Annotated in this window: 24 protein-coding genes; 12 read left to right on the top strand and 12 right to left on the bottom strand. The window is 71.8% G+C overall.

The genetic code is table 11. The annotated features are described in order from the left end of the window. The gene (locus BJ971_RS38595; RefSeq protein ID WP_184998224.1) at nt 1–498 is read right to left on the bottom strand and encodes a cation:proton antiporter regulatory subunit; all 498 of its coding nucleotides are present in this window, start codon (nt 496–498) and stop codon (nt 1–3) included. Nucleotides 499–520: 22 nt separating this feature from the next. After that, nucleotides 521–1,726 (bottom strand): sugar efflux transporter, encoded by a 1,206-nt coding sequence (locus BJ971_RS38590; protein ID WP_184998223.1) that lies wholly within the window; start codon nt 1,724–1,726, stop codon nt 521–523. Between the two features lie 184 nt (nt 1,727–1,910). Between BJ971_RS38590 and clpB the strand changes: the two genes are divergently transcribed. Continuing rightward, on the top strand, nt 1,911–4,496 hold the full coding sequence (gene clpB, locus BJ971_RS38585; RefSeq protein WP_184998222.1) for an ATP-dependent chaperone ClpB: 2,586 nt from the start codon (nt 1,911–1,913) through the stop codon (nt 4,494–4,496). Nucleotides 4,497–4,544: 48 nt separating this feature from the next. Here clpB and BJ971_RS38580 read toward each other — a convergent pair whose 3' ends face one another. Beyond that, nucleotides 4,545–4,724 carry a hypothetical protein gene (locus tag BJ971_RS38580; RefSeq protein ID WP_184998221.1) on the bottom strand — a complete coding sequence of 60 codons (180 nt, stop codon included), beginning with the start codon at nt 4,722–4,724 and terminating at the stop codon, nt 4,545–4,547. A gap of 398 nt (nt 4,725–5,122) precedes the next feature. On the opposite strand from BJ971_RS38580, the gene BJ971_RS38575 reads away from it, so the two are divergent. From BJ971_RS38575 to BJ971_RS38560, 4 genes are all read left to right on the top strand, one after another. Next, entirely contained in the window at nt 5,123–5,989 is an 867-nt protein-coding gene (locus BJ971_RS38575; RefSeq protein WP_184998220.1) for a DUF3824 domain-containing protein, read from the top strand. 87 nt (nt 5,990–6,076) lie between these two features. Further along, nucleotides 6,077–6,865 (top strand): hypothetical protein, encoded by a 789-nt coding sequence (locus tag BJ971_RS38570; protein WP_184998219.1) that lies wholly within the window; start codon nt 6,077–6,079, stop codon nt 6,863–6,865. An 824-nt stretch (nt 6,866–7,689) separates the two neighbouring features. Beyond that, nucleotides 7,690–8,067 carry an ArsR/SmtB family transcription factor gene (locus BJ971_RS38565; protein WP_092549981.1) on the top strand — a complete coding sequence of 126 codons (378 nt, stop codon included), beginning with the start codon at nt 7,690–7,692 and terminating at the stop codon, nt 8,065–8,067. Between the two features lie 100 nt (nt 8,068–8,167). After that, a complete protein-coding gene (locus BJ971_RS38560; protein ID WP_184998218.1) occupies nt 8,168–8,845 on the top strand; it encodes a class II aldolase/adducin family protein in 678 nt (225 codons plus the stop codon). A gap of 67 nt (nt 8,846–8,912) precedes the next feature. On the opposite strand, the gene BJ971_RS38555 is transcribed toward BJ971_RS38560, so the two are convergent. Genes BJ971_RS38555 through BJ971_RS38545 form a run of 3 tightly spaced genes read right to left on the bottom strand, consistent with a single transcriptional unit; the run spans nt 8,913 to nt 13,810 of the window. Then, nucleotides 8,913–9,836 (bottom strand): DedA family protein, encoded by a 924-nt coding sequence (locus BJ971_RS38555; RefSeq protein WP_239087535.1) that lies wholly within the window; start codon nt 9,834–9,836, stop codon nt 8,913–8,915. A 54-nt stretch (nt 9,837–9,890) separates the two neighbouring features. Beyond that, nucleotides 9,891–12,389: a polynucleotide kinase-phosphatase gene (locus tag BJ971_RS38550; RefSeq protein WP_184998217.1), complete on the bottom strand. Its 2,499-nt coding sequence runs from the start codon at nt 12,387–12,389 to the stop codon at nt 9,891–9,893. Further along, nucleotides 12,386–13,810 carry a 3' terminal RNA ribose 2'-O-methyltransferase Hen1 gene (locus tag BJ971_RS38545; RefSeq protein WP_184998216.1) on the bottom strand — a complete coding sequence of 475 codons (1,425 nt, stop codon included), beginning with the start codon at nt 13,808–13,810 and terminating at the stop codon, nt 12,386–12,388. The genes BJ971_RS38550 and BJ971_RS38545 overlap by 4 nt, the downstream gene beginning before the upstream one ends. Nucleotides 13,811–13,908: 98 nt before the next feature. On the opposite strand from BJ971_RS38545, the gene BJ971_RS38540 reads away from it, so the two are divergent. Continuing rightward, entirely contained in the window at nt 13,909–14,391 is a 483-nt protein-coding gene (locus BJ971_RS38540; protein ID WP_184998215.1) for a SigE family RNA polymerase sigma factor, read from the top strand. Further along, nucleotides 14,388–15,422, top strand: coding sequence for an LCP family protein (locus BJ971_RS38535; RefSeq protein ID WP_184998214.1), 1,035 nt, complete (start codon nt 14,388–14,390; stop codon nt 15,420–15,422). Before BJ971_RS38540 ends, BJ971_RS38535 begins: the two co-directional genes overlap by 4 nt. Before the next feature lie 121 nt (nt 15,423–15,543). On the opposite strand, the gene BJ971_RS38530 is transcribed toward BJ971_RS38535, so the two are convergent. Continuing rightward, complete coding sequence (locus tag BJ971_RS38530; protein ID WP_184998213.1) at nt 15,544–15,735, bottom strand: Rv3202a family protein; 192 nt, start codon at nt 15,733–15,735, stop codon at nt 15,544–15,546. 183 nt (nt 15,736–15,918) lie between these two features. On the opposite strand from BJ971_RS38530, the gene fbaA reads away from it, so the two are divergent. Both fbaA and BJ971_RS38520 read left to right on the top strand, forming a co-directional pair. Next, nucleotides 15,919–16,944 (top strand): class II fructose-bisphosphate aldolase, encoded by a 1,026-nt coding sequence (gene fbaA, locus BJ971_RS38525; RefSeq protein ID WP_184998212.1) that lies wholly within the window; start codon nt 15,919–15,921, stop codon nt 16,942–16,944. 87 nt (nt 16,945–17,031) lie between these two features. After that, entirely contained in the window at nt 17,032–17,580 is a 549-nt protein-coding gene (locus tag BJ971_RS38520) for a hypothetical protein (RefSeq protein WP_239087534.1), read from the top strand. Nucleotides 17,581–17,594: 14 nt separating this feature from the next. Here the strand turns inward: BJ971_RS38520 and BJ971_RS38515 are convergent, their stop codons facing one another. After that, nucleotides 17,595–18,803, bottom strand: coding sequence for an LOG family protein (locus tag BJ971_RS38515; protein WP_184998211.1), 1,209 nt, complete (start codon nt 18,801–18,803; stop codon nt 17,595–17,597). Between the two features lie 18 nt (nt 18,804–18,821). Between BJ971_RS38515 and BJ971_RS38510 the strand changes: the two genes are divergently transcribed. Then, nucleotides 18,822–19,811: an ADP-ribosylglycohydrolase family protein gene (locus BJ971_RS38510; protein ID WP_184998210.1), complete on the top strand. Its 990-nt coding sequence runs from the start codon at nt 18,822–18,824 to the stop codon at nt 19,809–19,811. Between the two features lie 59 nt (nt 19,812–19,870). After that, entirely contained in the window at nt 19,871–20,293 is a 423-nt protein-coding gene (locus BJ971_RS38505) for a DUF3151 domain-containing protein (RefSeq protein WP_184998209.1), read from the top strand. Nucleotides 20,294–20,351: 58 nt separating this feature from the next. Here BJ971_RS38505 and BJ971_RS38500 read toward each other — a convergent pair whose 3' ends face one another. From BJ971_RS38500 to BJ971_RS38490, 3 genes are all read right to left on the bottom strand, one after another. Beyond that, nucleotides 20,352–22,541 (bottom strand): chromosome partitioning protein, encoded by a 2,190-nt coding sequence (locus BJ971_RS38500; RefSeq protein WP_184998208.1) that lies wholly within the window; start codon nt 22,539–22,541, stop codon nt 20,352–20,354. Nucleotides 22,542–22,605: 64 nt separating this feature from the next. Next, nucleotides 22,606–23,574, bottom strand: a complete 969-nt coding sequence (locus BJ971_RS38495) for a diacylglycerol kinase family protein (RefSeq protein ID WP_184998207.1) — start codon at nt 23,572–23,574, stop codon at nt 22,606–22,608. 1 nt (nt 23,575) lies between these two features. After that, the gene (locus BJ971_RS38490) at nt 23,576–24,868 is read right to left on the bottom strand and encodes an adenylosuccinate synthase (protein WP_184998206.1); all 1,293 of its coding nucleotides are present in this window, start codon (nt 24,866–24,868) and stop codon (nt 23,576–23,578) included. A gap of 228 nt (nt 24,869–25,096) precedes the next feature. On the opposite strand from BJ971_RS38490, the gene purD reads away from it, so the two are divergent. Next, on the top strand, nt 25,097–26,338 hold the full coding sequence (gene purD / locus BJ971_RS38485; RefSeq protein WP_184998205.1) for a phosphoribosylamine--glycine ligase: 1,242 nt from the start codon (nt 25,097–25,099) through the stop codon (nt 26,336–26,338). Between the two features lie 78 nt (nt 26,339–26,416). Here purD and BJ971_RS38480 read toward each other — a convergent pair whose 3' ends face one another. Then, complete coding sequence (locus BJ971_RS38480) at nt 26,417–26,869, bottom strand: SCP2 sterol-binding domain-containing protein (protein WP_184998204.1); 453 nt, start codon at nt 26,867–26,869, stop codon at nt 26,417–26,419. Nucleotides 26,870–26,899: the final 30 nt, after the last annotated feature.

The following is a 26,899-nucleotide window of genomic DNA, read 5'->3' as shown; positions in this document are numbered from 1 at the left end:
TCAGTCGCCGGTGTCGCCGGCCAGGATGGCGGTGACACCGTCCAGGCCGTCGCGGGTCCCGACGGCGACGACCACGTCGTTCGCCTCGAACTGGAACGACGGTCCGGGGGAGGCGATCACCTCGCGGTCCCGCAGGACCGCGACGATCGACGCGCTGGTGCGGGTCCGGGCGCGGGTGTCGCCCAGGCGTCGGCCGACGAACGGCGAGCCGGCGGGCAGGGCGACCTGCTCGGTGAGCAGGCCCGCGGCCTGCTGCCGGAGTCCGGCCAGCTGGCCGAGCATGAGGGAGGCGCCGAGCACGTCGGCGAGCGCCTCCGCCTCGTCGTCGGTGAGCGGGATCGACGCCAGGCAGGCGTCGGGATCGTCGACGTCGTAGAGCACGAGGTCGCGGCGGCCGTTGCGGTGAGAGACCACGCCGACCGTGCGGCCGGACGAGGTGATCAGGTCATGCCTGACACCGATGCCAGGAAGCGATGTTTGCTCTACCCGTACGCGCACGGGACCAACGGTAACGGATCTGTCATGCGTGCCGTGTCGGGCGGTCGTTACGCACCACGATCAGGAGCAGCAGGCCGGCCGCGCACAGGGCCGTGCAGAGCCAGTACGCCAGCCGGTAGTCGAAGTGCTGCGCCAGCCCGAACAGCGGCCCGGCCAGCATCGCGCCGAGCGGGAACCCGTTGGTGAACAGCGTTGTGGCCCGTCCCGGGTGCCCCGGCAGCATGTTCTGCATGTAGGAGATGCCCAGCCCGGTGACGGCGGCGATGAACATGGCGTTGAGCGCCTGCCCGGCGACCAGCGCCCCGAGGCCGGTGGCCGTGGCGGCCACCGTGTAGTACGCGATGCCGCAGGCCGCGCCCGCGAACAGCAGCCGGCGCAGCGGCACGCGGACGGCGAGCATGCCGAGGCCGAGCATCAGGGGGATCTCCAGCGCGGCGCAGAGCCCGAGCAGCAGCCCGGCATCGCCGACGTCGCCCTGTAGCTCGGTGCCGATGAACAGCGGCAGGGCCTGCACCGCGAGCGTCAGCGGGGTTTGCAGGAGGGTGAACGCGGCCGCGGTCAGCCACAGCGTCCACCTGCCGGCGTCGACCGGCCGGTCGGCCGGATCGTCCGATGCGCGGTGCGCCCGGGCCGGCACCTCGTCCAGCCAGAAGACCGCGACAAGGGCCGCGAGCGCGTACATCAGCGCGGCCGTTCCGTAGATCCATACGAAACCGCCGGTGGCGAGCAGGAACGCGCCCAGCGGCGGCCCGGCGACCCAGGCCAGGGAGAAGACCGTCCGCAGCGCGCTGATGCCCATCGGCGCGCGCGCCGGGTCGTCGCGCTCGAGGACCTGCCGGGCGTACGCGAACGACTGCGGGAAGAGCGAGCCGGCGATCGCGAAGGCGGTGACCGAGAGGGCGAGCAGCACCCAGTAGTCGCGGACCACCGCGGTCACGCCGGTGCCGAACACGCCGGCCGCCGCGCCGCTGATCAACAGCGCGCGCCGGATCGGCCGCCGGTCGGAGAACCGGCCGATTATCGAGGAGGCGAGCACGCCACCGAGCGGCGCGACGATCAGGAAGATCGTGATCTTGATCGGGCCCGCGTCCACCTCGGTGCTGAGAAACAGCGACAGGAACGGGTTGAACAGCGCCACCGAGACGCCGACGGAGAGGAAGAGCAGGCCGAGCGGAAGCAGTGTGCGACCGAGACGTGACGCCGGCCGAGCGGATGTCTCCTGGGTCACCGCGGCCACGCTACGGCGCACGGGACGCGTTGCGCATCGTGTTTCCCGTTACGGTCGGTGCTGGTGGGGTATGCGAGCCGGCCGGGGAGCCCTCGTGTGGTGTCGCCGACCTAGAGTTGAGTGGAATACGCTCAAGTCTCGGATTGCTGAACTACTCGGGAAAAGATCCGATCCAGGGGAGCTCATGAACACCGAACGTCTGACCACCAAGAGCCGTGACGTCATCACCGGCGCGGTTGCCGACGCGAACCAGCGTGGACACGCCACCGTCGAGCCGTGGCATCTGCTGCTCTCGTTGCTCGACACCGGCGGCTCCACCGCGGCGGCCCTGTTGCGCGCGGTCGGCGCCAATCCCGCTGACGTGCGGCGCGCGGCCGTACGCGCGGTCGAGCAGCAGCCCTCCGCCCGCGGCGCGAGCACCGCCGAGCCCAGCCTGTCGCGGGAGTTCGTCAACGCGATCGGCGAGGCCGAGTTGATCGCCAAGCCGCTGGGCGACGAGTACGTATCCACCGAGCACCTGCTGGCCGGCCTGTCCCGCGTCGGCGGCGCGGTCGGCAAGGCCCTGCGCGACGTCGGTGCCACCGAGGAGACCCTGGTCGGGGCGTTCCCCGCCGTCCGTGGCGGCGACCGCCGGGTCACCACCGCCGAACCCGAGCAGACCTACAAGGCGCTGGAGAAGTACAGCGTCGACCTGACCGCGCTGGCCCGCGACGGCAAGATCGACCCCGTCATCGGGCGTGACGCCGAGATCCGTCGCGTGGTGCAGGTGCTCTCCCGGCGTACCAAGAACAACCCGGTGCTGATCGGTGAGCCCGGCGTCGGCAAGACCGCGATCGTCGAGGGCCTGGCGCAGCGCATCGTGGCCGGGGACGTCCCCGAGTCGCTGCGCGACAAGAAGCTGGTCTCGCTCGACCTCGGCGCGATGGTCGCCGGCGCGCAGTACCGGGGCCAGTTCGAGGAGCGGCTCAAGAGCGTGCTCGAGGAGATCCGCAACTCCAACGGCCAGGTCGTCACGTTCCTCGACGAGCTGCACACCGTCGTCGGCGCGGGCAAGGGCGAGGGCTCGATGGACGCCGGCAACATGCTCAAGCCGATGCTTGCCCGTGGCGAGCTGCGGATGGTCGGCGCGACAACGCTTGACGAGTACCGCGAGCACATCGAGAAGGACCCGGCCCTCGAGCGGCGCTTCCAGCCGGTCGTCGTCGGCGAGCCGACCGTCGAGGACACGATCGGCATCCTGCGCGGGCTCAAGGGCCGCTACGAGGCGCACCACCGGGTGCAGATCACCGACGCCGCGCTGGTCGCGGCGGCCGCGCTGTCCGACCGCTACATCAGCGACCGGTTCCTGCCCGACAAGGCCATCGACCTGATCGACGAGGCGGCCTCGCGGCTGCGCATGGAGATCGACTCCCGGCCGGTCGAGCTGGACCAGCTACAGCGCCAGGTCGACCGGATGCGCGTCGAGAAGCTCGCCCTGGCGAAGGAGACCGATCCGGCGTCGATCGCCCGGCTCCAGCGGCTGGAGCGCGATCTCGCCGACCGCGAGGAGGAGCTCACCGCGCTCAACGCCCGCTGGGAGCGCGAGCGCAGCGGCCTGAACCGGGTCGGCGAGCTGAAGAAGCGGCTCGACGAGGCGCAGGCCGATCTCGAGCGGGCACAGCGCGACGCGGAGTGGGAGAAGGCGTCCCGCCTGCAATATCAGGAGATCCCCGCGCTGATCGCGGAGATCGAGGACGCCTCGGCGGCCGAGGAGGAGAAGACCGAGCCGCCGATGGTCAAGGAGGAGGTCGCCGCCGACGCCGTCGCCGAGGTCATCGCGTCGTGGACCGGCATCCCGGCCGGCCGGATGATGGAGGGCGAGACCGCCAAGCTGCTCCGCATGGAGGAGTCGCTACAGGCCAAGGTGGTCGGCCAGGCCGAGGCCGTCGCCGCGGTCTCCGGCGCCGTGCGCCGGGCGCGCGCGGGCGTCGCCGACCCGGACCGGCCGACCGGCAGCTTCCTGTTCCTGGGCCCCACCGGCGTCGGCAAGACCGAGCTGGCCAAGGCCCTCGCGGGCTTCCTCTTCGACGACGAACGCGCGATGGTCCGCATCGACATGAGCGAGTACGGCGAGAAGCACTCCGTCGCGCGGCTGCTCGGCGCCCCGCCCGGGTACGTCGGGTACGAGGAGGGCGGGCAGCTCACCGAGGCGGTGCGGCGGCGGCCCTACTCGGTGGTGCTGCTCGACGAGGTCGAGAAGGCGCACCCGGACGTCTTCGACACGCTGCTCCAGGTGCTCGACGACGGCCGGCTCACGGACGGCCAGGGCCGCACCGTCGACTTCCGCAACGCGATCCTGGTGCTGACCTCGAACCTGGGCTCGTCGGTCATCTCCGACTTCACCCTGGGCGACGAGGAGCGGCGCGAGGAGGTCATGGCGGCCGTGCGGGCGCACTTCAAGCCCGAGTTCCTCAACCGGCTCGACGACATCGTGGTGTTCCAGGCGCTGACCGCGCAGGACCTGGCCGCCATCGTGGACATCCAGCTGGGCCGGCTGCGCAACCGGCTCGCCGACCGGCGGCTCAGTCTCGAGGTCTCGGAGGCGGCGGTGCTGTGGCTGGGCGAGCGGGGCTACGACCCGGTCTACGGCGCCCGGCCGCTGCGCCGGCTGGTGCAGTCCTCGATCGGTGACTCGCTGGCGAAGGCGCTGCTCGCGGGGGAGATCGTCGACGGCGACACCGTCGTGGTGGATCTGAACGAGACGAAGGACGGGCTCTCGGTACGGTCCTGAACGGCGAGAAGGGGCCCCGCTCACAGAGCGGGGCCCCTTCGGCGTTTCCTAGCTCGCCTGTGCCTCCCGTTGCCGGTAGGCGTGTGTCATGAGGATGTCCGTGAAGGCGTGCTCGCCGTCTTCGGACCAGATCCTGATCCCGTCGCGGTGCAACTGGTAGCGGACGTCGGTGTAGCTGGTTCTCGTGTCGTCGTGGTGCACCACGGTCAGGGTGTCTGCGTGCGGCATGGGACTCACCGGTCCTTGTCGAGTCTGGGCGGCCGCGGCATGGTCACGCGGCTCGCGTAATCGGGAGGGTGCCCGTGTCCGGTCTGCCTGGGCCCCGGCTGTTTCTGAGCGGGGGCGGCGACGCGGTCGGGCAGGGGGCGCCGCCGGAGCTCTCTGCTGCCTACGGCACGCCACGAGATGGAAGTGTATGGCCGGCGATCGAGTTCTGTCGCCCCCTGAACGAGCGACCTATATCGTCCGATTTAGTGCTACATCGGGCGATGTTGTCATACGGGATGGTCCGATGTCGGCCGGTCGACGGATCTGGCGTGCGCCCGATACCGTAAGTGGATCTAGGAGGGAGCGCCGTGTCTGATCCGATGTACCCGGGAATGTCAGCGCCGAGATCGCGTCCATCGGTGGTGACGGTCTCGTCCTACCTGCTCTACCTAAGTGCCGCCGCGTCGATCATCGCGGCGGTGCTGTCCCTGACCACCGTCGGGACCGTCCGGGACGTCTACGCGGATCTGTACGACGGCACCGCGAACGCCGGCATGGAGACCTTCATCGTCGCGGCCACCGTCGGCGCCGTGGTGATCAACATCCTGTTCGCCGGTGCCCTGGCGATTCTCGCGATCTACAACAACCGCGGCAAGCAGCCCGCCCGGATCACCACCTGGGTGGTCGGCGGCATTTTCCTCTGCTGTAACGGCTTCGGCCTGCTCGGCACCGCCCTGTCCGGCGTGTCCGGCCTGGACTCCGGCGGCACTGGCGGGCCGAGCGCCAAGGAGATCCAGGCGCGGCTCTCCAGCGAGCTGCCGGGCTGGCTCGAGCCGGTCTCGACGCTGCTGACCGTCCTGGTCGTGCTCGCCCTGCTGGCCGCCGTGATCCTGCTGGCGCTGCCGGCGGCGAACGAGTATTTCCGCAAGCCGCAGGTCGCCTGGGACCCGCTGAACCAGTACCCGGGATACCCGGCCCAGCAGCCGCCCTACCCGGGCCAGCCCCATCCGGGTCAGCCCTATCCGGGGCAGCCCTACCCGGGCCAGCCGGCGTACCCGCCGTATCCCGGCGGGGATCCGTCCTATCCGGGCGGCACGCCCACGCCGCCGGCCCCGCCCGCCGCCCCGCCGGCGCCGCCCGCCGCCCCGCCGGCTTCCGGCGAGGGCCCGGGTGCCGCCCCGGAGCCGAACCTTCCCGGTACGCCGCCCAACGATCCGTGGAGCGCGCCGCCGCCCCCGCCGCCCGGTGAGGACAAGCCGGGCCGGTCGCCGACCGATCCCGCCTGACCCCGCTCGCAGCGCGCCGCCGGCTTGCCCGGCGGCGCGCTGCGCGTCCGGGTAGGTTCGTCCGCAACGGATCACCGGGAGACGTCCATGTCGTACGCAATGCAGCCGCCGGTCGCCGCGCCGCCCCTCGCCGCGCCCCGCCGGCCGGTTTCGGTGGCGTTCGCCTCCATCCTGTTGGTCGTGATGGCGGTGGCCGGGCTCGCGTACGCGATCGCCGCGATCGCGATCGCGCCCGGCACGATCGACCGGTTCCGCGCCGCGACCGGCGGCTCGGGCGGCGCGGACGTCGACGGCATGGTCACGGTCGTCTGGATCGTCGCCGCGGTGGGCGCCGTGCTCGCCGTGATCCTCTTCGCCCTCTACATCGTGCTGGCGCTCGGCCTGCGGCGGGGCAGCAACGCCGCCCGGATCGCCGCCTGGGTGGTCTCCGGCCTCGGGCTGCTCGCCGGCTGCGCGTCGACGGTCGTCATGACCGTCCAGCTGAGCGGCGCCGACGCCGCTCAGGGCACGCCGGAGGCCGCGCTGGCCGACGCCTACCCCGGGTCGTGGTTCGGGCTCAACGTCGTGCTGTGCGTCGCGCAGATGGCCGGGTACGTGGTCGTCGGGATGCTGCTGCTCGCCGCGCCGGGCACGTTCTTCGGCCGGGCGCCGAAGCCGCTGCCGCCGGACCCCTTCGCCTCACCGGCCCTCGCCGGCTATCCGCGGGTGCCGGCCGGCTACGGCCCGCAGCCCACGGGTGGCTACTCGGCGCCGCCCGCCGGGGGCTACGGATCGCCGTACCCGTCGGCGCCGCCCGCCGCGGGGCAGCCGATCCAGCCGGGCGGGCGCCCGCAGCCGGGCCCCGACGATGAATACTGGTCGCGTCCGTCCAACTGACGGGCGACACGCATCGACGAACGTGCGTCACCCGAACGGGTAACGTTGTACGCCGAGGATGTGCCTGATTTCGCTGTCTGGCCGATTTTGGCTTGCCGCTCGGTGGGTGTTTTCCGCTGGACGGGTAGACGTGCGGCGATGACAACGGTGTCGGTGCGTACTCGTTCGATGACCGTCGTTGTCTGCCGACCCTGGAACGGCACCACGAAAACGTGCTTTGAGCTGCGTCTATGCCTCTTTGAAAGGGTGGGCCGCGACCGCTTCAGTTAACAACATTTCCAGTACCCTCCGGCCAATGCCGTGGGTCAATAGTTCCTTTCCGCCCTGGCGGGGCAGAACGTTCCGGTTTCCCGTCAGGAAGTACGCTCGAAGGCATGGAAGCCCGCCACGACCTGCGTAAATTCATCGCTGAATTGCCCGTCGCGTAGCGTTGTGTCGTGCTTTCATCGGGTCGTGAAGTTGACTGTGACCTCGACCCGCGCCGTGTGACGGTGCAGTACACGGGCCCTTCCGACGACCGGGCGGACGTCGGACGGTCACCGTCCTGATCGTGAATCGACAATGTGGGGCGTCTCACTCCGGGGGCGGGGATCGAGAGCTCGACGGCGATGAGCAGCGACCAGACGGCGGCTGAGGCGTTGCAGGAGGCAGAGACCGAAGTCGGTGTCGCGGGAATGGTTGATCGGGGTGCGGACGCTGCCGTGCGGGGTGCCGGACAGACGTACCGATCGGCCTACCGTTCGACCGATCTCGGCCTTACGGCCTGAAAGTTAGCCGGTTCGTTCCTGCGCACATGCAGGAGAATCGATGCAGTTGGTGGAAGGATGGAGATCGTGGGAACTGCGTTGGCGGAAATGACAATGCCTCAGATCTCGCCGCTTGCCGGCGAGCCAATTGAACGTGCGGATGCCGAGCGGCTGGCGGGGGTGCTGAAGGCACTCGCCGACCCGGCTCGGCTTCGGCTGCTGAGCCTCATCCAGTCCGCAACGGACGGCGAAGCGTGTGTCTGCGACCTGACTGCCCCGCTCGGGCTGTCGCAGCCGACCGTGAGCCACCACCTGCGGATCCTGACGGAGGCCGGCCTGCTCGAGCGCGAGAAGCGCGGCGTGTGGGCTTACTACCGGCTGGTCCCGTCCGCGATCGCTACCATCGCGGACCTGCTCACCCCGCCACGCAAGCGGGCCACGAAGAAGGCACGCTGAAAGTAGACCCGACAAAGCCTGGCGTCACCGTTTATCAGGCGTGACGCCAGGCCGGCCACCTCCATCAGGATCCACCCCCCCGGACCCTAGGAGTTAACGGGTGAACTATGTGCCCGGCGATCTGCGCGACCAGCTCGCGCATGTGGGCTATGACGTGGTGCAGGCCGGACTGGTCTGCGGCTCCGGCGGCAATCTCTCCGCCCGGATCCCGGACGAGGACGACGCCTGCTGGGTGACCGCGAGCGGCGCCTGGCTGGACAGACTCAGCCGGACGGCCTTCACGGCGGTACAGATCTCCGACGGCGCGCCTGCGGCCATCGGGGTGATTCCGGCCCCACGCATAGCACCGACAAGCGAAATCGCCCTCCATCTTGCGTTGTACCGTGCCCGCCCGGACGTGAACGCGGTAGTACACCTGCACCCACAGACGGCGCTGCTACTGGATGCGCTCGGTGAGCACATCCGCATCGTCACCACCGACCATGCCTTCTACCTGAAGCGCGTCTCCACCGTGCCGTTCCGCCTGCCGGGCAGCACCGAGGTTGCGGCGCTGACGGCGGCGATGGCCGCCGACGGCACAGACTGCCTGGTGCTGAGCCAGCATGGCTGCGTCGTGATGGCGGACACCGTTGAGCTGGCCCACAAGAGGGCCCGCAACCTGGAAGAGGCCGCGGCGCTGACCTACAAGGCGCTGACCATGGGCCGCCTGGGCGACCTCCGCGAAGTCCCGGAGGAGTTCCTGGACCGCCTGGCCTCGCACACACCGGTCACGGTCTGACGAAGAACGCCCCGCGTCCCGGCTCTCCCCGGAGCCGGGCCGCGGGGCGTTCCCGTCGTCGTTTCAGCTAGGCCCAGGGCCGTGGCTCCTGGGTGCCGTCGTCGTAGTGACCGGACCGGTAGTGGCCGGATCCGTGTGGCTCCGCCTGGTGGTGACCGGCCTGGTGGTGACCGGCCTCGTGGTGGCCGTGGTGGCCGGCCTCGTGGTGGCCGTGGTGGCCGGGCTCGTGGTCCGTGATCGCCTCTGCCATGCCGACCACGGTCGCGGCCGCCACCACGCCGATCGCGGTGGCCGGGCCGGCCTCGTGAACCGCGTTCTTCTTCGCTCGCCGCTCGCGGATGATCTCGATCAGGATCGGGAGCACCGAGATCAGGACGATCAGTGCGACCACCGGCAGGATGTAGTGGTCGATCTTGTCGCCGATGGCGTCGTAGATCTGCTGGGCCAGCAGGTAGCCGAGCAGGATCACGCCGTCGCACCAGAGGACCGCGCCGACCACGTTCCAGATGAAGAACTGGCGGGCCGGCATGCCGAGGGTGCCGGCGACCGGGTTCAGGAAGGTGCGGACGATCGGGATGAACCGGGCCAGAACCACTGCCTTGGCCGGGCCGAACTTCTCGAAGTAGTACTCCGCCTTCTCCACGTACTCGCGCTTGAACAGCTTGCTGTCCGGGCGTTCGAACATGCGGCGGCCGTACCTCGCGCCGAGCCAGTGGCCCAGCTGGGCGCCGGCGATGGCGCACAGGGGCGCGCCGATCAGCAGCCCGGCCAGCGAGAGCCGGGTGCCGTTGCCGAAGATCGAGTCCGCCACCGGCGAGGCCGCGACGCCCGCCAGGAACAGCAGCGAGTCACCCGGGAAGAAGAACCCGACGAGCAGGCCCGTCTCCGCGAAGAGAATCGCCCAGACGCCGATCAGCCCGAAGGTCTGTAGCAGATCCTTCGGGTCCATCGGGTTCAGGGCAAGCTGCTCGGAGAGCGCACGGATGTCCACGAGGAGCCAGGGTACCGGCCGCCGCCACGCAGTGACCTGTTCGAATGCTGTGGATTACAGGCGCGGGTCCACCGGCTCCGACTCCGCCGCGAGGATGGCGAAGACAAGCTCGTGAATGCGCCACAGCGGTGCGCCCTCGGCCAGCCGGTCCAGCGCCGCAAGGCCGAGGCCGTGCTCGCGCAGTGCCAGGCCGCGCTTGCGGCCCAGCGAGCGCTGCCGCAGCCGTTCGAGCTGCTCCGGGCGGGTGTACTCCGGGCCGTAGATGATCCGCAGATACTCCCGGCCGCGGCACTTCACGCCCGGCTGCACCAGCCGGCCCTTCGCGTCGGTCGCGCCCGGCCCGGCGTACGGCTTGACGACCATCCCCTCGCCGCCCGCCGCGGTCAGGGCCAGCCACCAGTCGGTGGCGGCCAGTTCCGCCGCGGGATCGCCCAGGTCGACCACCATGCGGCGGGTCGGCGTGAACAGCTCCGGGTCGGCACGCACCAGCCGGTCCGCGATGCCGAGGTGCCAGCCGTGGTCCCGGTCCCGGTAGCTGACCCCCGCGCCGGCCAGCACCGCGAACGGCGCCAGCGTCACGCCGGTCAGCCCGTCGGTCGGCTGGACGTACGCGCGGTAAGCCGCCGAGTAGCCCGCGATCTCCGTCGACCGCAGCTCGAGCCGGTCCCGCAGCCCGGACACGTCCAGGCCGCGCCCGGAGGCCTTCCGGAGCACCTCGAGGGCGGCCGGGAGCGCGGCTCGCCCGGCGGCGCCGACGCCCGCGTACCGTTCGCGGATCAGGCCGCCGGCCTTGGCCGACCAGGGCAGCAGCTCGGTGTCGAGCAGCAGCCACCCGGTGTCGAGCTCTTCGAAGATCTTGTCGGCCGCCCGGCGGACGCGGGCCAGCAGCGCGAGGTTGCGCTCGGCGTCGAAGAACGGCCGCCCGGTACGGGTCCAGATCGCGTCGCCGTCGCCGGACTTCGAGACCCGCACCACCGCGCGGGACCCCATGTGCTTCTCCTCACAGATCACCGTCGGGACGCCGGCCGAGCGGAGGTCCGCGAGCGCCGTCGACGGATGCTCGAGGTAGCCCTCGACCGTCGACGTCGAGCACGGCGCCATCGTCGGCGGCAGCCACACCAGCGTCGCCGGGTCGAGCGCGAAGCGGCTCATCACCTCGAGCGCCGCGGCGGCGTTCTCCGCGGCGACCGTGGTGCGGCCGTACCCGTAGTCGAGGTGCCGGCGGCCGGTGACGTCCGCCAGGTCGATGCCCTCGTCGGGCCGAGTGTCGACCGGGACCAGCGGGCGGGCCGGCGCGTAGTACTCCCGCTCGGCCGGCACAGAGACGAGCTCGCGGGACGGCCAGCGCAGGGCCGTCAGCCGTCCGCCGAACACGCACCCGGTGTCGAGGCAGATGGTGTTGTTGATCCACTCCGGTTCCGGCGTCGGCGTGTGGCCGTAGACGACCGCCGCCGAGCCGCGGTAGTCGCGGGCCCACGGGTAGCGGACCGGGAGGCCGTACTCGTCGGTCTCGCCGGTGGTCTCGCCGTACAGGGCGAACGCGCGGACGCGGCCGGACGCGCGGCCCTGGTATGCCTCCTTGAGCCCGGCGTGCGCCACCACCAGCTTGCCGCCGTCCAGCACGTAGTGGCTGACCAGGCCGTCGATGAACGATCGGACCTCGGCGGTGAACGCCTCGCCCTCCCGGGAGAGCTGTTCGAGCGTCTCCGGCAGGCCATGCGTGAGCTGCACGTTGCGGCCAGCCAGCTTGCGGGCCAGCTTCTGCTCGTGGTTGCCCGGCACGCAGATCGCCGTTCCGGCGGCCACCATGCCCATGACCAGGCGCAGCACCCCCGGTGAGTCCGGGCCGCGGTCCACCAGGTCGCCGACGAAGACGGCGGTACGGCCGTCAGGATGCACCGCGTCGACGGGCCGGCCGTCGTCGTCGCGGACGAGCCGGTAGCCAAGGGTGGTCAGCAGGGTCTCCAGCTCGGCGCGGCAGCCGTGCACGTCGCCGATGATGTCGAACGGGCCGGTGACCTCGCGCCTGTCGTTGAACAGCTTCTCGTAGCGGATCGTGGCCGCCGCGATCTCGTCCGCGCCGCGCAGCACGTGGATCTTGCGGAAGCCCTCGCGGGACAGCTGACCCAGCGAGCGCCGCAGGTCGCGGTGCATCCGGCCGAGTACCTGGCGGCCGAACGTGCGGTCGTCGCGGCCCTGCGTGCGTTCCCAGGCCAGCGCCTCCGGCACGTCCAGCACCACCGCGACGGGCAGCACGTCGTGTTCGCGGGCGACCCTGATCAGGCCGGCCCGCGCGTGTGTCTGGAGGTTGGTGGCGTCGACGACGGTCAGCCGGCCGGCGGCCAGCCGCTTGCCGGCGACGTAGTGCAGCACGTCGAAGGCGTCCGCGGAAGCGGACTGGTCGTTCTCGTCGTCGGCGACCAGGCCGCGGAAGTAGTCGGAGGAGAGCACCTGGGTCGCCTTGAAGTGCTCCCGGGCGAACGTCGACTTGCCCGACCCGGAGATGCCGACCAGCGCGACGAGCGCGAGCTCCGGGATGTCGATCTCGGTCATGCCTTCTCCTCCTTCGTGAAGATCGCCATCTGGGTCGGTGTGCCCCGCACGGCATCGTCGTCGCCAACGCCGCGGAAGGCGACCCCGTAGCCGTATCCGGCTGCGACGCGGGTGGCCCAGGCCTGGAATTCCGCGCGGGTCCACTCGAAGCGGTGGTCCGAGTGGCGCATGCCGGTCAGTCCCTCGTAGAGCACGTTGTACTCGACGTTCGGCGTGGTCACGACGGCCGTCGCCGGGTTCGCATGCCCGAAGACCGAGGCCTCCAGCGCGGGTAGCCGGGCCGGGTCCAGGTGCTCGATGACCTCCATCAGCACCGCCGCGTCGTAACCGCGCAGCCGGTCGTCGCGGTAGGTCAGCGCGGACTGCCACAGCGTCACCCGGCCGCGCTGCCGCTCGGGCAGCCGGTCCAGTCGCAGCCGGCGGTGCGCCAGGTCGAGGGCGTGCGACGACACGTCGGTGCCGACGATCTCCGTGTAGCGGCGGTCGGCCATCAGCCCGGCCAGCAGCGCGCCGCCGCCGCAGCCGAGGTCGAGCACGCGGGCCGCGCCGGACTCGGCGAGCGCGGCCAGGACCGCGTCGCGCCGCTGCTCGGCCAGCGGCCGCCGGCGGGCCACCGGCAGCTCGGCCTCCTCGTCCGCGACCGTGTCGGCCGGTGCGTCGACGGAGTCCGGGTCGGCCCGGTCCAGCCGCTCGAGCGCGCTGGCGGCCAGCCCGCGCCGGTGCGCCAGGTAGCGCCGGGTGATCAGCACCTTCTCCGGGTGGCCGGCCAGCCAGCCCTCGCCGGCGCGCAGCAGCTTGTCGATCTCGTCGGGCGCCACCCAGTAGTGCTTGGCGTCGTCGAGGACGGGCATCAGCACGTACAGATGGTTGAGTGCGTCGCAGAGCCGCAGCGTGCCGGTCAGGGTGAGGCTCACGTACGGGCTGTCGCCGGCGAGCGGGTGCCCTTCGGGCACGTCGTCGAGCGGGATCGGGTCGGCGGTGACCGTCCAGCCCAGCGGCGCGAACAGCGCGGCGGCGTCGCCACGGCAGCGCAGCACCGGCACCCGGATCTCCAGCGGGATGGCCTCGCCGGCCAGCTCCGGGCGGTCCTTCGACTCGCCACGCAGCGCGCTGCGGAAGACCTTGGCCAGCGCGCCGGCGAGCAGGCTGGACGCCGCGTACGGGCGGTCGTTGACGAATCGGCCCAGCGTGAACGACTCCGGCGCCTGCTGCTGCGCGCGGGCGCCGCGCGCGGCACCGAGCCGCTGCGGATCGACGTCCAGCAGCAGCGCGGCCGTGCACCGGTCCTCGGCCGCGTCCGGGAACAGGACGTAGGCCGTGCCGGTGGGCACGTCGAAGGAGTGCACCCGGTCGGGGTGCTTGACCAGCAGGTATCCGAGGTCGGTAGCCGGCCGTCGGGTGGTCGTCACGGTGAGCAGCACCGGCCGATGATCGCAGCGAGCGGGCGCCGGCGGCGACCTATTTGACGGCCACCGCAATGATTCCCGGGCCCGGATCCGTCGTATGAGCGGAGGTGCCCGTGACCTACGAGGAATTCGCCGACAGCCGGCTCGGCGCGCTGCTGCGCTACGCCGTCATGCTCACCGGCGACGAGCACACGGCGCAGGATCTGGTGCAGGAGACCATGGTCCGCGTCCAGCTCAACTGGCGCCGCGTGGCCCGCAGCGATTCGCCCGACGGTTACGTGCGCAAGATGCTCACCAACCAGTTCATCGACCTGCGCCGGGGCTCCTGGCTCAAGCGCGTGCTGCTGCGCGCCGAGCCCGCGCCGGTGCGGGCGGTGCCCGGCGATCACGCCGACGAGACCGCCGAGCGGGACCGGGTCTGGAGCATGTTGGCCGGGCTGCCGCGCCAGCAGCGGGCCGCCCTGGTCCTGCGCTACTACGAGGACCTGCCCGACGGTGACATCGCCGAGGTGCTCGGCTGCGCCGTCGGCACGGTCCGTTCGTCGATATCGCGAGCGCTCGCCGCGCTGCGCACCGAGCTGGTGGAGGTCCGATGAGCAGCCCGATCGAGGATGAACTGCGGGCCGTCTTCCGGCGGCACGAGGTCGAGGTCCCGGCCGCCGGCCCGGTGCGGGCCCGGATCGACGTGGCCTGGGTGCGGGCGAGGCGCCGCCGGCTGGTGCGCCGCGCCGCCGGTGCGGCCGCCGCCGTGCTGATGGCCGGCGCCGCGGTGCCGGTGGCGGTGGAGAGTTGGCAGCACGAGGCGCCGCTGACGGACCTCACCACCGGGGTCCTGACCACGCCCGCCGAGCCGGGACCGGTGAACGTGCTGCTGATCGGCGGCGACAACCGGCAGCGCAACCCCAACCCGGGTGATCGGCGCGCCGACACGGTGATGATCATCCACGTGCCGGCGGATCGCAGCCGGGCCTACCTGGTCAGCCTGCCCCGCGACGGGGAGGTGGAGCTGCCCGGCGGCGTGCGGGGCAAGCTCAACGAGACGCTGCGGATCGGCGGGCCGGAGCTCACCGAAAAGATCGTCACCGGCCTGACCGGGGTCGAGTTCGACGCCACCGTCACGATCGACTTCCGGGCCCTGCGCGCGGTCACCAAGGCCGTCGGCGGGGTCGAGGTGTGCCTGCCGCAGTCGTTCACGTCCGTGCACAACGGCAGGAGATATCCCAGGGGCTGCCAGCGCCTGGGTGCCGACGACGTCACGCCGGTCCTACAGGCCCGATACGGGCTCGAGAACGGCAGCTACGACCGCGACCGCAACGGCCAGCGCTTCCTGCGCGCGCTGTTCGCCAAGCTGACCACCGACGGCACGTTCCGCAGCCCGATCCGGATGAACGAGCTGTTGATGGCGGGCCGGGACGGCATCGAGATCGACGGTGAGCCCGCCACGCTGCTTCGCGCCATACCGCGGGGGTCGACCGAGGTCGTCGGCGTGAGCGAGCCGGGCTTCCAGTCGATCGGCAACGGCCGTGAGCGGATCTACCCCAGGGTGGGCCCGGAGCTGTACGCGGCCATCCAGGACGACGACCTGGCCGCGTGGACGGGGGCCAACCCCACCTACCTCCTGAGGTAAGGACGGACGGGGCCTCCGGCGCCGCCGGGCCGGCGATGGCTCGGCGGCGCCGCCGCGAGATGCGAGCATCGGGATGATTACGGGTCAAATATCTGACTAATCCCCGGTGACCCGTTTGCCGTCAGCGGTACTCGTCCTCCAGGTGCACGATTTTGGCCTGCTCCAGGGCGTCCCATTCGGAGACCTCGGCCGACCGCGGGAGCACAGGCTCCTCGTCGGCCTCGTCGTCCGCGCTGGGGTCGGCAACCGTCGCCTGCTCGGCGGCGTCTCCCTCCGGCGCCTCAAGGTCGCGCTCGTCCTCCAGGTAATTCATCGTGACTCCCTCCGGCTTGCGGGCACCCCCTTCATGCTGCCGGGTCCCCCGCTGTACCGCGCGTAAACGGTCGCTCAGGTATCGGCCCGATTTCCGTCGCGGACGGTGACTGCGGAATACTCTGCCTGCTGGAGGACAGCGCGGTCCTGCCCTCTTTTCCGCTTGAGATCAAGGAGCGCACCGATGCCCATCGCTTCCCCTGAGGTCTACGCCGAGATGCTCGACCGCGCCAAGGCGGGCGCGTTCGCGTACCCCGCGATCAACGTGACGTCCTCGCAGACGCTGAACGCGGCCCTGCAGGGCTTCGCCGAGGCCGGCAGCGACGGCATCGTCCAGGTATCCACGGGCGGAGCCGAGTACGCGTCCGGCCCGACGGTGAAGAACATGATCACCGGCGCCGTCGCCCTCGCCGAGTACGCGACCGAGGTGGCCAAGAACTACCCGGTCAACATCGCGCTGCACACCGACCACTGCCCGAAGAACAAGCTCGACTCGTACGTGCGCCCGCTGCTCGCGCTCTCCAAGGAGCGGGTCGCGAACGGCCGGGCGCCGCTGTTCCAGTCGCACATGTGGGACGGCTCCGCCGTGCCGGTCGACGAGAACCTCCAGATCGCCGAGGAGCTGCTCGCCCTGTCCGCCGCCGCGCACATCATCCTCGAGATCGAGGTCGGCGTGGTCGGTGGCGAGGAGGACGGCGTCACCGCCGCGATCGACGACAAGCTCTACTCGACGGTCGAGGACGGCCTCGCCACGGCCGCCGCGCTGGGCCTTGGCGAGAAGGGCCGCTACATGACGGCCCTGACCTTCGGCAACGTGCACGGCGTCTACAAGCCCGGCAACGTCAAGCTGCGCCCGGAGATCCTCAAGGAGATCCAGGAGGCGGTCGGCGCCAAGTACGGCAAGGACAAGCCGTTCGACCTGGTCTTCCACGGCGGCTCCGGCTCGCTGCTCTCGGAGATCCACGGCGCCCTGGACTACGGCGTGGTCAAGATGAACATCGACACCGACACGCAGTACGCGTTCACCCGCCCGGTCGCGGACCACATGTTCCGCAACTACGACGGCGTGCTGAAGATCGACGGCGAGGTCGGCAACAAGAAGCAGTACGACCCGCGGGCCTGGGGCAAGCTGGCCGAGGACGGTCTCGCCAAGCGCGTCGTCGAGGCGTGCGAGCACCTGCGTTCGACGGGCACCACTCTCAAGAAGTGACTCACCGGTAACGGCCGGTCCCCGGACGTGGGGACCGGCCGTTCCTGTGTTGCGGCATTACGCAGAGGCATGGGTACGATCGTCGTCTTGTCCCGGACGAGGGCGGTGATCATGCTCGGCATCGGGGGGTACGATCCCGTTTGGCACCACGACGCCGAGGCGTTGGCCGCGGTGCACAGGGCGCGGTTTTCCCGGCTCATCGGGCGTGAGCTCGTCGCCGGATGGCTGATGTGGGACCTCTCCGAACGCGGCTGGTTCGCGGACGGTCCGGTGATCCTCGGCTTTGGCGACACAAACGTCGAAATAACCCACCGTAAGTTCGACGAATGTGCAATCACCTGGGACCAGGTGGACATGAGCTCACCCATCGAGTGGTACTCGACGGGCATCCAGCTCGACTGGCGCGCCGATCCGCACGCGGCGCTGCGCAACGCCCGCGGCAAGGTGCTGCGCGAGGTCAACATCGTGGAGCGGACCACCCTCACCGAGTGGCGTCCCAGGGTGCTGCACGCGGTCGAGTTCCTCTTCGAGGGTGCGCGACTGGCGGTCTTCAACGCCATGGACGAGAACGGCCTGACCGACGTACCGGAGATGGATCTCCCGGTGAACAGCTGGCGCCGGGTCCGCATCGCCTGACGGCCGGCGCCCGCTCAGGCGTCGTCGACGCTCAGGGCTCGCATCGCCTCGTCCAGGTCGTCGGTGACCAGGATCAGGTCCGACTGGTCGCCGTGCGGCGAGCGGGCCAGCAGGGGCCTGAGCAGGGCCTCGACCGGCAGCGCCGCCCAATGGTCGACGCCGAGGAAGACGAACGCGCCGGACGGGCCGTCGGTGCGGTAGAACGTCTTGGTCGCCGCCTGGAAGATCTCCTGCACCGTCCCCGCCCAGCCCGGCGCGAAGACGATGCCGCCGCGGGACAGGCGCAGGATCGAGTCCTCCCGGACCGCGTTCGAGAAGTACTTGCCGATCTGGCCGGCGAAGAGGTTGGCCGGCTCGTGCCCGTACAGCCAGGTCGGCAGCGCCAGGCCGCCGTGGGTGAGATGTCCGACCACGTCGCCGACGACGGCGGCCGGCGCCGGATAGGCGGCCCGCACCGCGAGCGCCGCCGCCGTGTACGGGTCGTGGTCCAGGAAGTTCGGCGTTCCCGCGAGCCGGTCGATCGCCTCGGACAACTCCCCGGACGTGCGGGTTGCGAAGTAGGAGCCCAGGTTGGCGGCCTCCATGACACCCGGCCCGCCGCCGGTCACGATCAGCCGGCCGGCACCGGCCAGGCGCCACGCCAGGGTCGCGGCCATCCGGTACGCGTCCGAGCCGCGCGGTTCCGCGTGGCCGCCCATGATCCCGACCGCGCCGCGGGCGCCGTGCGCGTGCACCCAGGCCGCGAGGGCCTTGCCCAGCGCGTTGTCGATGCCGGCGTCGTGCAGCCGCTGCGCGATCGCCTCCCGCAGGTCGGGCGCCGCGCCGCCGTGCTCGAGAAAGTGCTCGTAGACGCAGGTGTCGTACATGCCGGCGAAGCCGTCCTGCGCGAAGCCGTACGCGAGATCCTCCGGCGTGTACAGATGCGCCGGATGGGTCGGGTACGGCCGGGCGTCGAACGGCGGCACCAGGTGCGCGCCGCGGCTGATCAGGTCGATCTCGACCTCGGGCGCGGCCAGCCGGCAGCCGACGAACAGGGTGCCCTTGACGTCGACGCCGGTGAAGTCGGGCGGGTCGAGGTCGAGCCGGAGCCCGAGCACGATCAGCCCGGCGAGCGACCGCTTGGCGTGGTGCACGTTGAACTCGGCGCGGGACTCGACCTCACCAGCGGTGCCGTCGAAGGGGATGTCGCCGCCGAAAACGGGCTGCAATGGATCACCGGGCATCATCGTAGGGTAGTCACCGTGGAAAAGGCCTCCGGTTCGTTGTTAGGACTGGCGTACGGGGACTCGCTCGGAAAACCGACCGAGTTCCAGGACTACGCCGCCATCGTCGCCGAGTACGGTCCGGCCGGGCCGCTCGCGCTCAGCGGCGATCCCGCGCTGGTCACCGACGACACGCAGATGATGCTCGCGGTCGGGGAAGCCCTGGTCGCGGCCGGTGAGCCGACCCCGGAACGCCTCGAGCCGGCGCTGCGGCAGGCTTTTCTCGACTGGGCGATCAGCCCCGACAACAACCGTGCGCCCGGCATGACCTGCCTGCGCGCCTGCGGTGCGCTCGCGGACGGCCGGCCCTGGCAGCAGGCGTCGCAGATTCATTCGAAGGGATGCGGCGCGAACATGCGCGTCACCCCCGTTGGCCTGATGCCCGGGCTCACACCCGCGCAGCGCGCCGGGGCCGCGCAGCTACAGGCCGGCCTCACACACGGGCACGCGACCGGGCTGGCGGCCAGCGAGCTGACCGCCTTCGCCGTACGGTGGCTCGCCGACGGCCTCGCGCCGAAAGATCTCCTGGCCCGGCTGCTCGCGCACTGCGCCGAGCAGCGCTCGGTCTATCACCACGACTGGCTCGGCGACCTGTGGCAGCGGCCGACGGTACGGACGCCGGAGGAATTCATCGCGCGCGGCTGGGACGAGAGCGCGGCCGCCCTCGGCCGGGTCGACGACGCGCTGCGCCGCGGCGACTTCGCCGGCGATCCGTGCCTCGCCACCGGCGCCGGCTGGATCGCGGAGGAGGCACTGGCCACGGCCCTGTACTGCTATCTCATCTCGCCGGACGAGCCGGTCGCCGTCCTCGGCCGCGCCGCGGCCTCCTCCGGCGACTCCGACTCCATCGCCTGTCTGGCGGGCGGCTTCGCGGGCGCGTCGCTCGGCCTGGCCGCCTGGCCGCCGGCCTGGCGGGAGCGGATCGAGTACGCCGACCGCCTGCGCGCACTCGGCGACGCGTGGGATTGAGTGGGTGACCTGTGCGACCCGCGCCCGGAAGCGTGGGTGCAACGGGGTTGAATAGGGCAATGCAGAACCTCCTTCCCGAGCCACCGGCCACCCGTCTCCCCGCCGAAGTCGAGGCCGACGCGGCCCTGGCCGAGGCGGCGAGGGCCGGCACCGACGACGCCTACAAGTCCGTCGCGGCCCGCTTCCCCTCCTACAGCGGCGGCTGGGCGGCGCTCGCCGCGAGCGCGCTGGCGGAGAAGCAGCCGGTGACGGCCTACGCGTACGCCCGCACGGGTTACCACCGCGGCCTGGACGCGCTGCGCCGCAACGGCTGGAAGGGCCACGGCCCGGTGCCGTGGTCGCACGCGCCGAACCAGGGCTTCCTGCGCTGCCTGCACAGCCTGTCGCTGGCGGCCACGGAGATCGGCGAGTCGGACGAGGCCGCCCGCTGCGCCCAGTTCCTGCGCGACAGCGACCCGGCGGCGGCCGACGCACTCACCTGATCCGTACGGTAAAGGCCAGGCCGCGCGGTGCGGCCTGGCCTTCGTGTCGACCCGGCGGTTACAGACCCTCGGCGACCGCTGCGGCGATCTTGAGCCAGGAGTCGCGGGTGCCGGCCGACAGGTGGCCGTAGCGCAGCGGCTCGCCCGAGTCGATCAGCTTCTCGTAGGGCGCCAGCAGCACCGCGCGGGTGCGGGCCGCGAAGTGGCGCTGGATCGCCGGCAGGTCGATGTCCTTGCGGGTCGGCGGCATCGTCACCACGCTCACCGCCTGGCGGACCAGCCGCTGCCGGCCGCTCTGCTCCAGGTGGTCGAGCATGCGCGCCGCCGTCTCGGCCGAGTCGTTACGGGCCGACATCGTGATCACCAACTGGTCGGTGGCGTCCATCGCCGCCTGCCAGTTCTGCGCCCGGACGTTGTTGCCGGTGTCCACGAAGATCAGCTTGTAGAACCGGCTGACGATCTCGCGGATCTCCGCGAACGCGCTGGCCGTGAGCATCTCGCCGGCCGTCGCGGACTCGTCGGACGCGAGCACGTCGAACATGCCCTCGCCCTGCGCCCGCACGTACTGGCTCAGGTCGCCGACCCTGCCGTGCGAGCCACGGAACAGCTGGAGGTCACGCATCATGTCGCGGACCGTTCGGGCGTGGAAGTCCTGCTGCGCCCGCATGCCGAGGGTGCCCTGGGTCTCGTTGTTGTCCCAGGCCAGCACGTAGCCGCCGCGCTTCTGCCCGAAGGTCATCGCCAGCAGCAGCACCGCGACGGTCTTGCCGGCGCCGCCCTTCGGGTTGACCACGGTGACCTGCCGCAGCCCGCCGAAGTTGCGCCGGACCATCTCGACGTCCTGCTTGTACTCCTGCTCGCGCTTGCCCGGCGCCAGCCGGACCAGGCCCATCGTGCCCTTCTGGAGCATCGCCCGTGCGCCCATTGTCGCGGTCGGCTCGGCCGGCTTCGCCAGCCGGCGCCGGGCGAACTCCTCCGCGGTCGGCGTGCCGTCCGACACCCACGGCAGCTGCTGGTACGGGTCGGCGGGCGGCGGCTGGAACGGCCCGGGCGCGGGCTGCTCGCCGTGTACCGGGGGCGGGGGCTGCGGGTGCGGTCGCGCGGCCCGCGGGTCGACCGCGGGCGGGTAGGGGCCGGGTGGCGCGGGCGCGACCTGGCCGTTCGCCGCCCACTGCGGTGGCGGGGCGGCCGGCCCGGGTGCGGGCTGACCATGGTGGTGCGGCACGCCGGGGTGGCCCTGCTGCTGCGGCGGCGGTCCGGGCTGCTGGGGTCCGGGCTGCTGGGGCACCGCGTGCTGCGGTCCCGGCTGCTGCGGTCCCGGCTGCTGCGGTCCCGGCTGCTGCGGTCCCGGCTGCTGGGGGCCGCGCTGCTGTGGGACGGCCGGGCTTGGGACGGCCGGGCTTGGGACGGCCGGGCTTGGGAGCGCCGGGCCGGGGCCGCTCTCCGGGGGCGCCGGGAGCTGGTGGGCGCCGTTCGGGCCGACCGGGCCCGGGCGGTAGACCGCGCCCTGGTGCTGCGCGTCGGCGCTCTCGGGGCTCTGCCGCGGTGTGACCGCCGGGTAGTAGGCGGCGCCGAGGCTCGGCACGTTCGCGCTCACCCCGGCCCGCGGCTCGGTGCCCTCCGGCCCGGTGCGCCGCTCGGGAACCGGGCGGCCGTCCGCGGCCGCGGGCTGAGTGGGCGCCGGGCGCTGCGGCGGCTGGGCCCACGGCGAGTCCGGCGCGGCCATCGCCGGCGCGTCGCTGATCGGTGCGGCGGGCAAACCACCGCCCGCTCCGGCGTCCGAAACGGGCGAGGCGCCGCCGCCCGCGGCGCTCATGCCGACGGTGGCGTCATCGTCCGAAGTGGGCGGAGCGGGTGAGACGTGCGCGGAACCCGAGAAGTGGCCGGATTCCGCGGTGTGCCGCGGCCCTATGTTCGGCCAGGGCTGGGCCGGCCCTTCCGGGCTCGCGGTCGGCAGCGGCCGCGGCGGCTGCGGCGCGGGTGTCTGCTGGTGGTACACCGGCGGCGCCGGCCGGGGCGGCACGGGCCGGTCCGCGGGGCGGTACACCGCGGGGTCGCCGTGCTGGGGTACGGACACCGGCGTGGCCGGCGGGAGCGGGAAGGCCGGCGGCGCGTCCCGGGGCACCGGGACGCCGCCGTGCACCGGGGCGCTCAGCTCCTCCGGCGGCCAGAACGGCTCGACGTCCCGGTCAGGTGGCGTGCCGTTGGTGCCCGGGACGTAGACGCGGTCGGCGTTCTCGTCCTCCACGGATGCGACCTCCCCGTATGCCAGAGACTCGTGCCTTAATGCCGTTTCAGACTCGCACAGGCGGTCATCCCGCGTACACCGCCCAGGCGCCCGGCTCGGTCCACCACGAGCGCTTGCGGCTCATCGTCCCGGCCACGCCGTCGTCGAGGAACTGCAGCTCACCGTCGCGGGGGAGCACCGACACCGCGCGTCCGCGGGCACGACGCACCTCGATGCGTACCCGTGGCTTCCTGAATCGTCGCTCGACCAGGACCGGAACCGCCACCGCGACCTCGACCCGGCCGTCGGTCGGGTCCGGTTCGGTGAGCAGCGGCAGGCCGTCGAACTCGGCGTAGGCGCCGGCGTTGCCGATCGCGCACGCGATGATCCGGTCGGTGCCGTCGGAGAGCACGGCGTCGTCGACCTCGATGCGGCCGCGCCACGGCACGGCGGCGCCGCTGTCGTCGGAGCCGCCGATCAGCGCGCCGTCGACGGTCACCGAGCCGCCGTCGTTGCGGAGCAGGTCGAGCCGCCGGACGGTGCCGCCGAGCACGGCCGCGGCGACCGCGGCCGGCTCACGCGGCAGGCCAAGCTGGGCGGCGAGGTCGGTGGTGCTGGCCGGGTCGAGCGGCAGGATCGCGATCGGCGGCAGGTCGGGCAGGGTGCGGTTGTCGGCCAGGTCGGCCGGTCGCTTGCTGGGCGGCGGGGCGTACCGCCGGACCAGCCGCCGCATCACGGCGCGGAGCTGGCCGTCCGCCGCCGTCGCGACCACCAGCCGCACCTTGCTGTCCGGGTCGGGCCAGGACAGGCCGTCGGGGCGGTCCGCGACGTCGAACCGCGCGATGACCGCGTCGATCTCCGCGTCGGAGGACGCGGTCACGGTCTCGACCCGCGCACCGGCCTGGGTGAGCGCGTCCGCGCACTTGAGCACGGGCACCCGCGGGGTGTCACAGGCCTGTGCCTCCGCGGGGCCGCAGCCGCCACAGGCCGAGCCGCAGGCGCCCGCGGCGGAGCCGGCGCCCTCGGCGAGGCTGAGCAGGACGACGTCGTACACGTCAGGAGCCGCTCAGCACCGAGTGCCGCTCGATGACTTCCTCGCGGCCCGGGCCGACGCCGACCACGGAGATCCGCGCGCCGATCCGCGCCTCGACGAACTCGACGAACCGCTGGGCGTTCTCCGGGAGATCGGCGAAGACGCGGGCGCCGCTGATGTCCTTCTTCCAGCCCGGCAGCGTCTCGTAGATCGGCGTCGCGTGGTGGAAGTCGCTCTGGCTGTACGGCATCTCGTCGTGCCGCACGCCGTTGACGTCGTACGCGACGCAGACCGGAATCTCGTCCAGCCCGTCGTAATTGTCCAGTTTGGTCAGGACGAAGTCGGTGACGCCGTTGATGCGCTGCGCGTACCGGCCCATGACCAGGTCGAGCCAGCCGATCCGGCGCGGGCGGCCGGTGGTCGTGCCGTACTCGTGGCCGACCTTCCGCAGGTAGTCGCCGACCTCGTCGTGCAGTTCGGTCGGGAACGGCCCCTCGCCGACCCGGCTGGTGAACGCCTTCAGCACCGCGACCACCCGGTCGACCCGCGTCGGCGGGATGCCGGAGCCCGTGCAGGCGCCGCCGGCGGTCGCGTTCGAGCTGGTCACGAACGGGTAGGTGCCGTGGTCGACGTCGAGCAGCGTGGCCTGGCCGGCCTCGCAGAGCACGACCTTGCCGGCGTCGAGAGCCTGCGACAGCTCGAGCGCGGTGTCGGCGACCATGGGCCGCAGCCGCTCGGTGTACGACAGCAGGTCGGCGATCACCTCGTCGGGCTTGATCGCGCTGCGGTTGTAGATCTTCGAGAGCACCTGGTTCTTGAACGACAGGGCCGCCTCGACCTTCTGCCGCAGGATCGAGGAGTCGAAGAGGTCCTGCACCCGCACGCCGAGGCGGTTCATCTTGTCGGCGTACGTCGGGCCGATGCCGCGGCCCGTCGTGCCGATCCGCCGCGCGCCGAGGTAGCGCTCGCTGACCTTGTCGAGGGTGCGGTTGTAGGAGGCGATGACGTGTGCGTTCGCGCTGATCCGCAGCCGGGACGTGTCGATGCCGCGGGCTTCGAGCCCGTCGATCTCCTGGAACAGCACCGCGAGGTCGACCACGACGCCGTTGCCGATCACCGGCGTGACGCCGGGGGTGAGGATGCCGCTCGGTAGCAGGTGCAGGGCGTATTTCTCGCCCTCGATGACGACGGTGTGGCCGGCGTTGTTGCCGCCGTTGAACTTGACCACGTAGTCGATCCGGTCGCCCAGGAGGTCCGTGGCCTTGCCCTTGCCCTCGTCGCCCCACTGGGCGCCGACCAACACGATCACCGGCACTTGACTGACGCCTTCCGTTGACACACGTCGTACGCGGAGAGGCCCGGGTACTGCCGAAGTTTACGCGACCCCGCAGCTCACCGCCGTGGGGTCCCGGCAGGTGGCACCCGGTTATCCACAGGCGGGGGCGAGTTATCCACAGGCGGTCATCCGGCCGTAGCAGCACGTTCACTGTGGACCGGTGGACGACCGCGATGGTGATCGGCGGCGGGCCGTAGGATCTGCGGCGTGCGTGTACTTCTGATCGGATCCGGCGGCCGCGAGCACGCCCTTGCCGTCGGCCTGGCCGCGGACCCCTCGGTGGAGCGCCTGACGGCGGCCCCGGGCAATCCCGGCATCGCCACCGTCGCCGACCTTCGTGAGGTCAGGGCCGACGACCCGGCCGCCGTGGCGGCGCTCGCCGTCGAGCTGGCCGCCGACCTGGTGGTGATCGGCCCGGAGGCGCCGCTGGTGGCCGGCGTCGCCGACGCCGTGCGGGCCAAGGGCATCGCCTGCTTCGGCCCGAGCGCCGCGGCCGCCCGGCTGGAGGGCTCGAAGGCGTTCGCCAAGGACGTGATGGCGGCGGCCGGCGTGCCGACCGGCCGCTCGCACGCCTGCACCACTCCGGAGCAGGCCGCGGCCGCGCTCGACGAGTTCGGCGCGCCCTACGTGGTGAAGAACGACGGCCTCGCCGCGGGCAAGGGCGTCGTGGTGACGTCGGACCGCGAGGTCGCGCTGGAGCACGCCCGCGACTGCGGCCGGGTCGTCATCGAGGAGTTCCTGGACGGGCCCGAGGTGTCGCTGTTCGTGGTGACCGACGGGACGGCCGCGGTGCCGCTGATGCCCGCGCAGGACTTCAAGCGGGTGGCCGACGGCGACGAGGGGCCCAACACCGGCGGCATGGGCGCGTACGCGCCGCTGCCCTGGGCGCCGGCCGACCTGGTCGAGCGGGTGATGGCCGAGACCGTGATGCCGACGCTCGCCGAGATGCGCGAGCGGGGCACGCCGTTCGCCGGTCTGCTCTACGTGGGGCTGGCGCTGACCGGCAAGGGCCCCCGGGTCATCGAGTTCAACGCCCGCTTCGGCGACCCGGAGACCCAGGTTGTGCTGGCGCTGCTGGCCTCGCCGCTGGGCGGGCTGCTGCACGCGGCGGCGACCGGCACGCTGGCCGACCTCCCGCCCCTGCGCTGGCACGGCGGCTCGGCGGTCACGGTGGTGGTGGCCGGCCACAACTACCCGGGCACGCCGCGTACGGGTGATGTCATCTCCGGCGGCGAGCAGCCCGGCGTGATCCACGCGGGCACCGCCCGCCGGGCGGACGGCGCGCTGGTGTCGGCGGGTGGCCGGGTGCTCAGCGCGACGGCGACCGGGCCGGACCTGGCCGCGGCGCGCGCGGCGGCGTACGCCCTGGTGGACGGCATCAAGCTGGAAGGCTCCCACCACCGCACCGACATCGCCCTCGGCGCGGTGGAAGGCCGGATCAAGCTCTGAGACGCCAAACGCCCCGGCCGGGCCGCTCGGTCCGCCGGGGCGTTTCGTGCCGGGTGCGCCGCTGCGCGGGTACTCCGGTCAGTTCTTCGGGATGTCGAAGAGCTTGGCCACCTGGGCCGCCAGGCCGAGGTCGCCCTTCGCCTTGATCTTGCCCGTCATGAACATCATCATCGGGTTGCCGTCGCCCGTCACGACCTTGAGGAACGTCACCGGCTCCATGGTCATGCTGAGCTTCGGCTCGCGGGCCGGCTGGTTCGTGACGGTGCAGGCGCCGTTCTCGATCACCGTCTCGTAGCTGTCCGTGCTGCCGCCCGGGCCGCCCGAGATGTTCCAGTGGATGACGGCCTGCGTCGCACCGGCGCGGTCCGCGCGGAACAGCGTGGGCATCCGGTTGAACACCTCGTCGAGAATCTTGTTCCGATTCTCCGCGGCCATCACCTCGGCGAGCTTGGAGTCCGGAGTGGACTTCACGAGCTGTGCGAACTCCGCGGGGCCGATCGCGGCGAACGACTCTGGGCTGAAATCAGTCATCGGTGGACCTTTCGGAATGAGCGCCAAACC

It is taken from the genome of Amorphoplanes digitatis, assembly GCF_014205335.1.
In the GTDB taxonomy this organism is placed as follows: Bacteria; Actinomycetota; Actinomycetes; order Mycobacteriales; family Micromonosporaceae; genus Actinoplanes; species Actinoplanes digitatus.
This window is presented reverse-complemented; position numbering and strand designations above follow the sequence as displayed.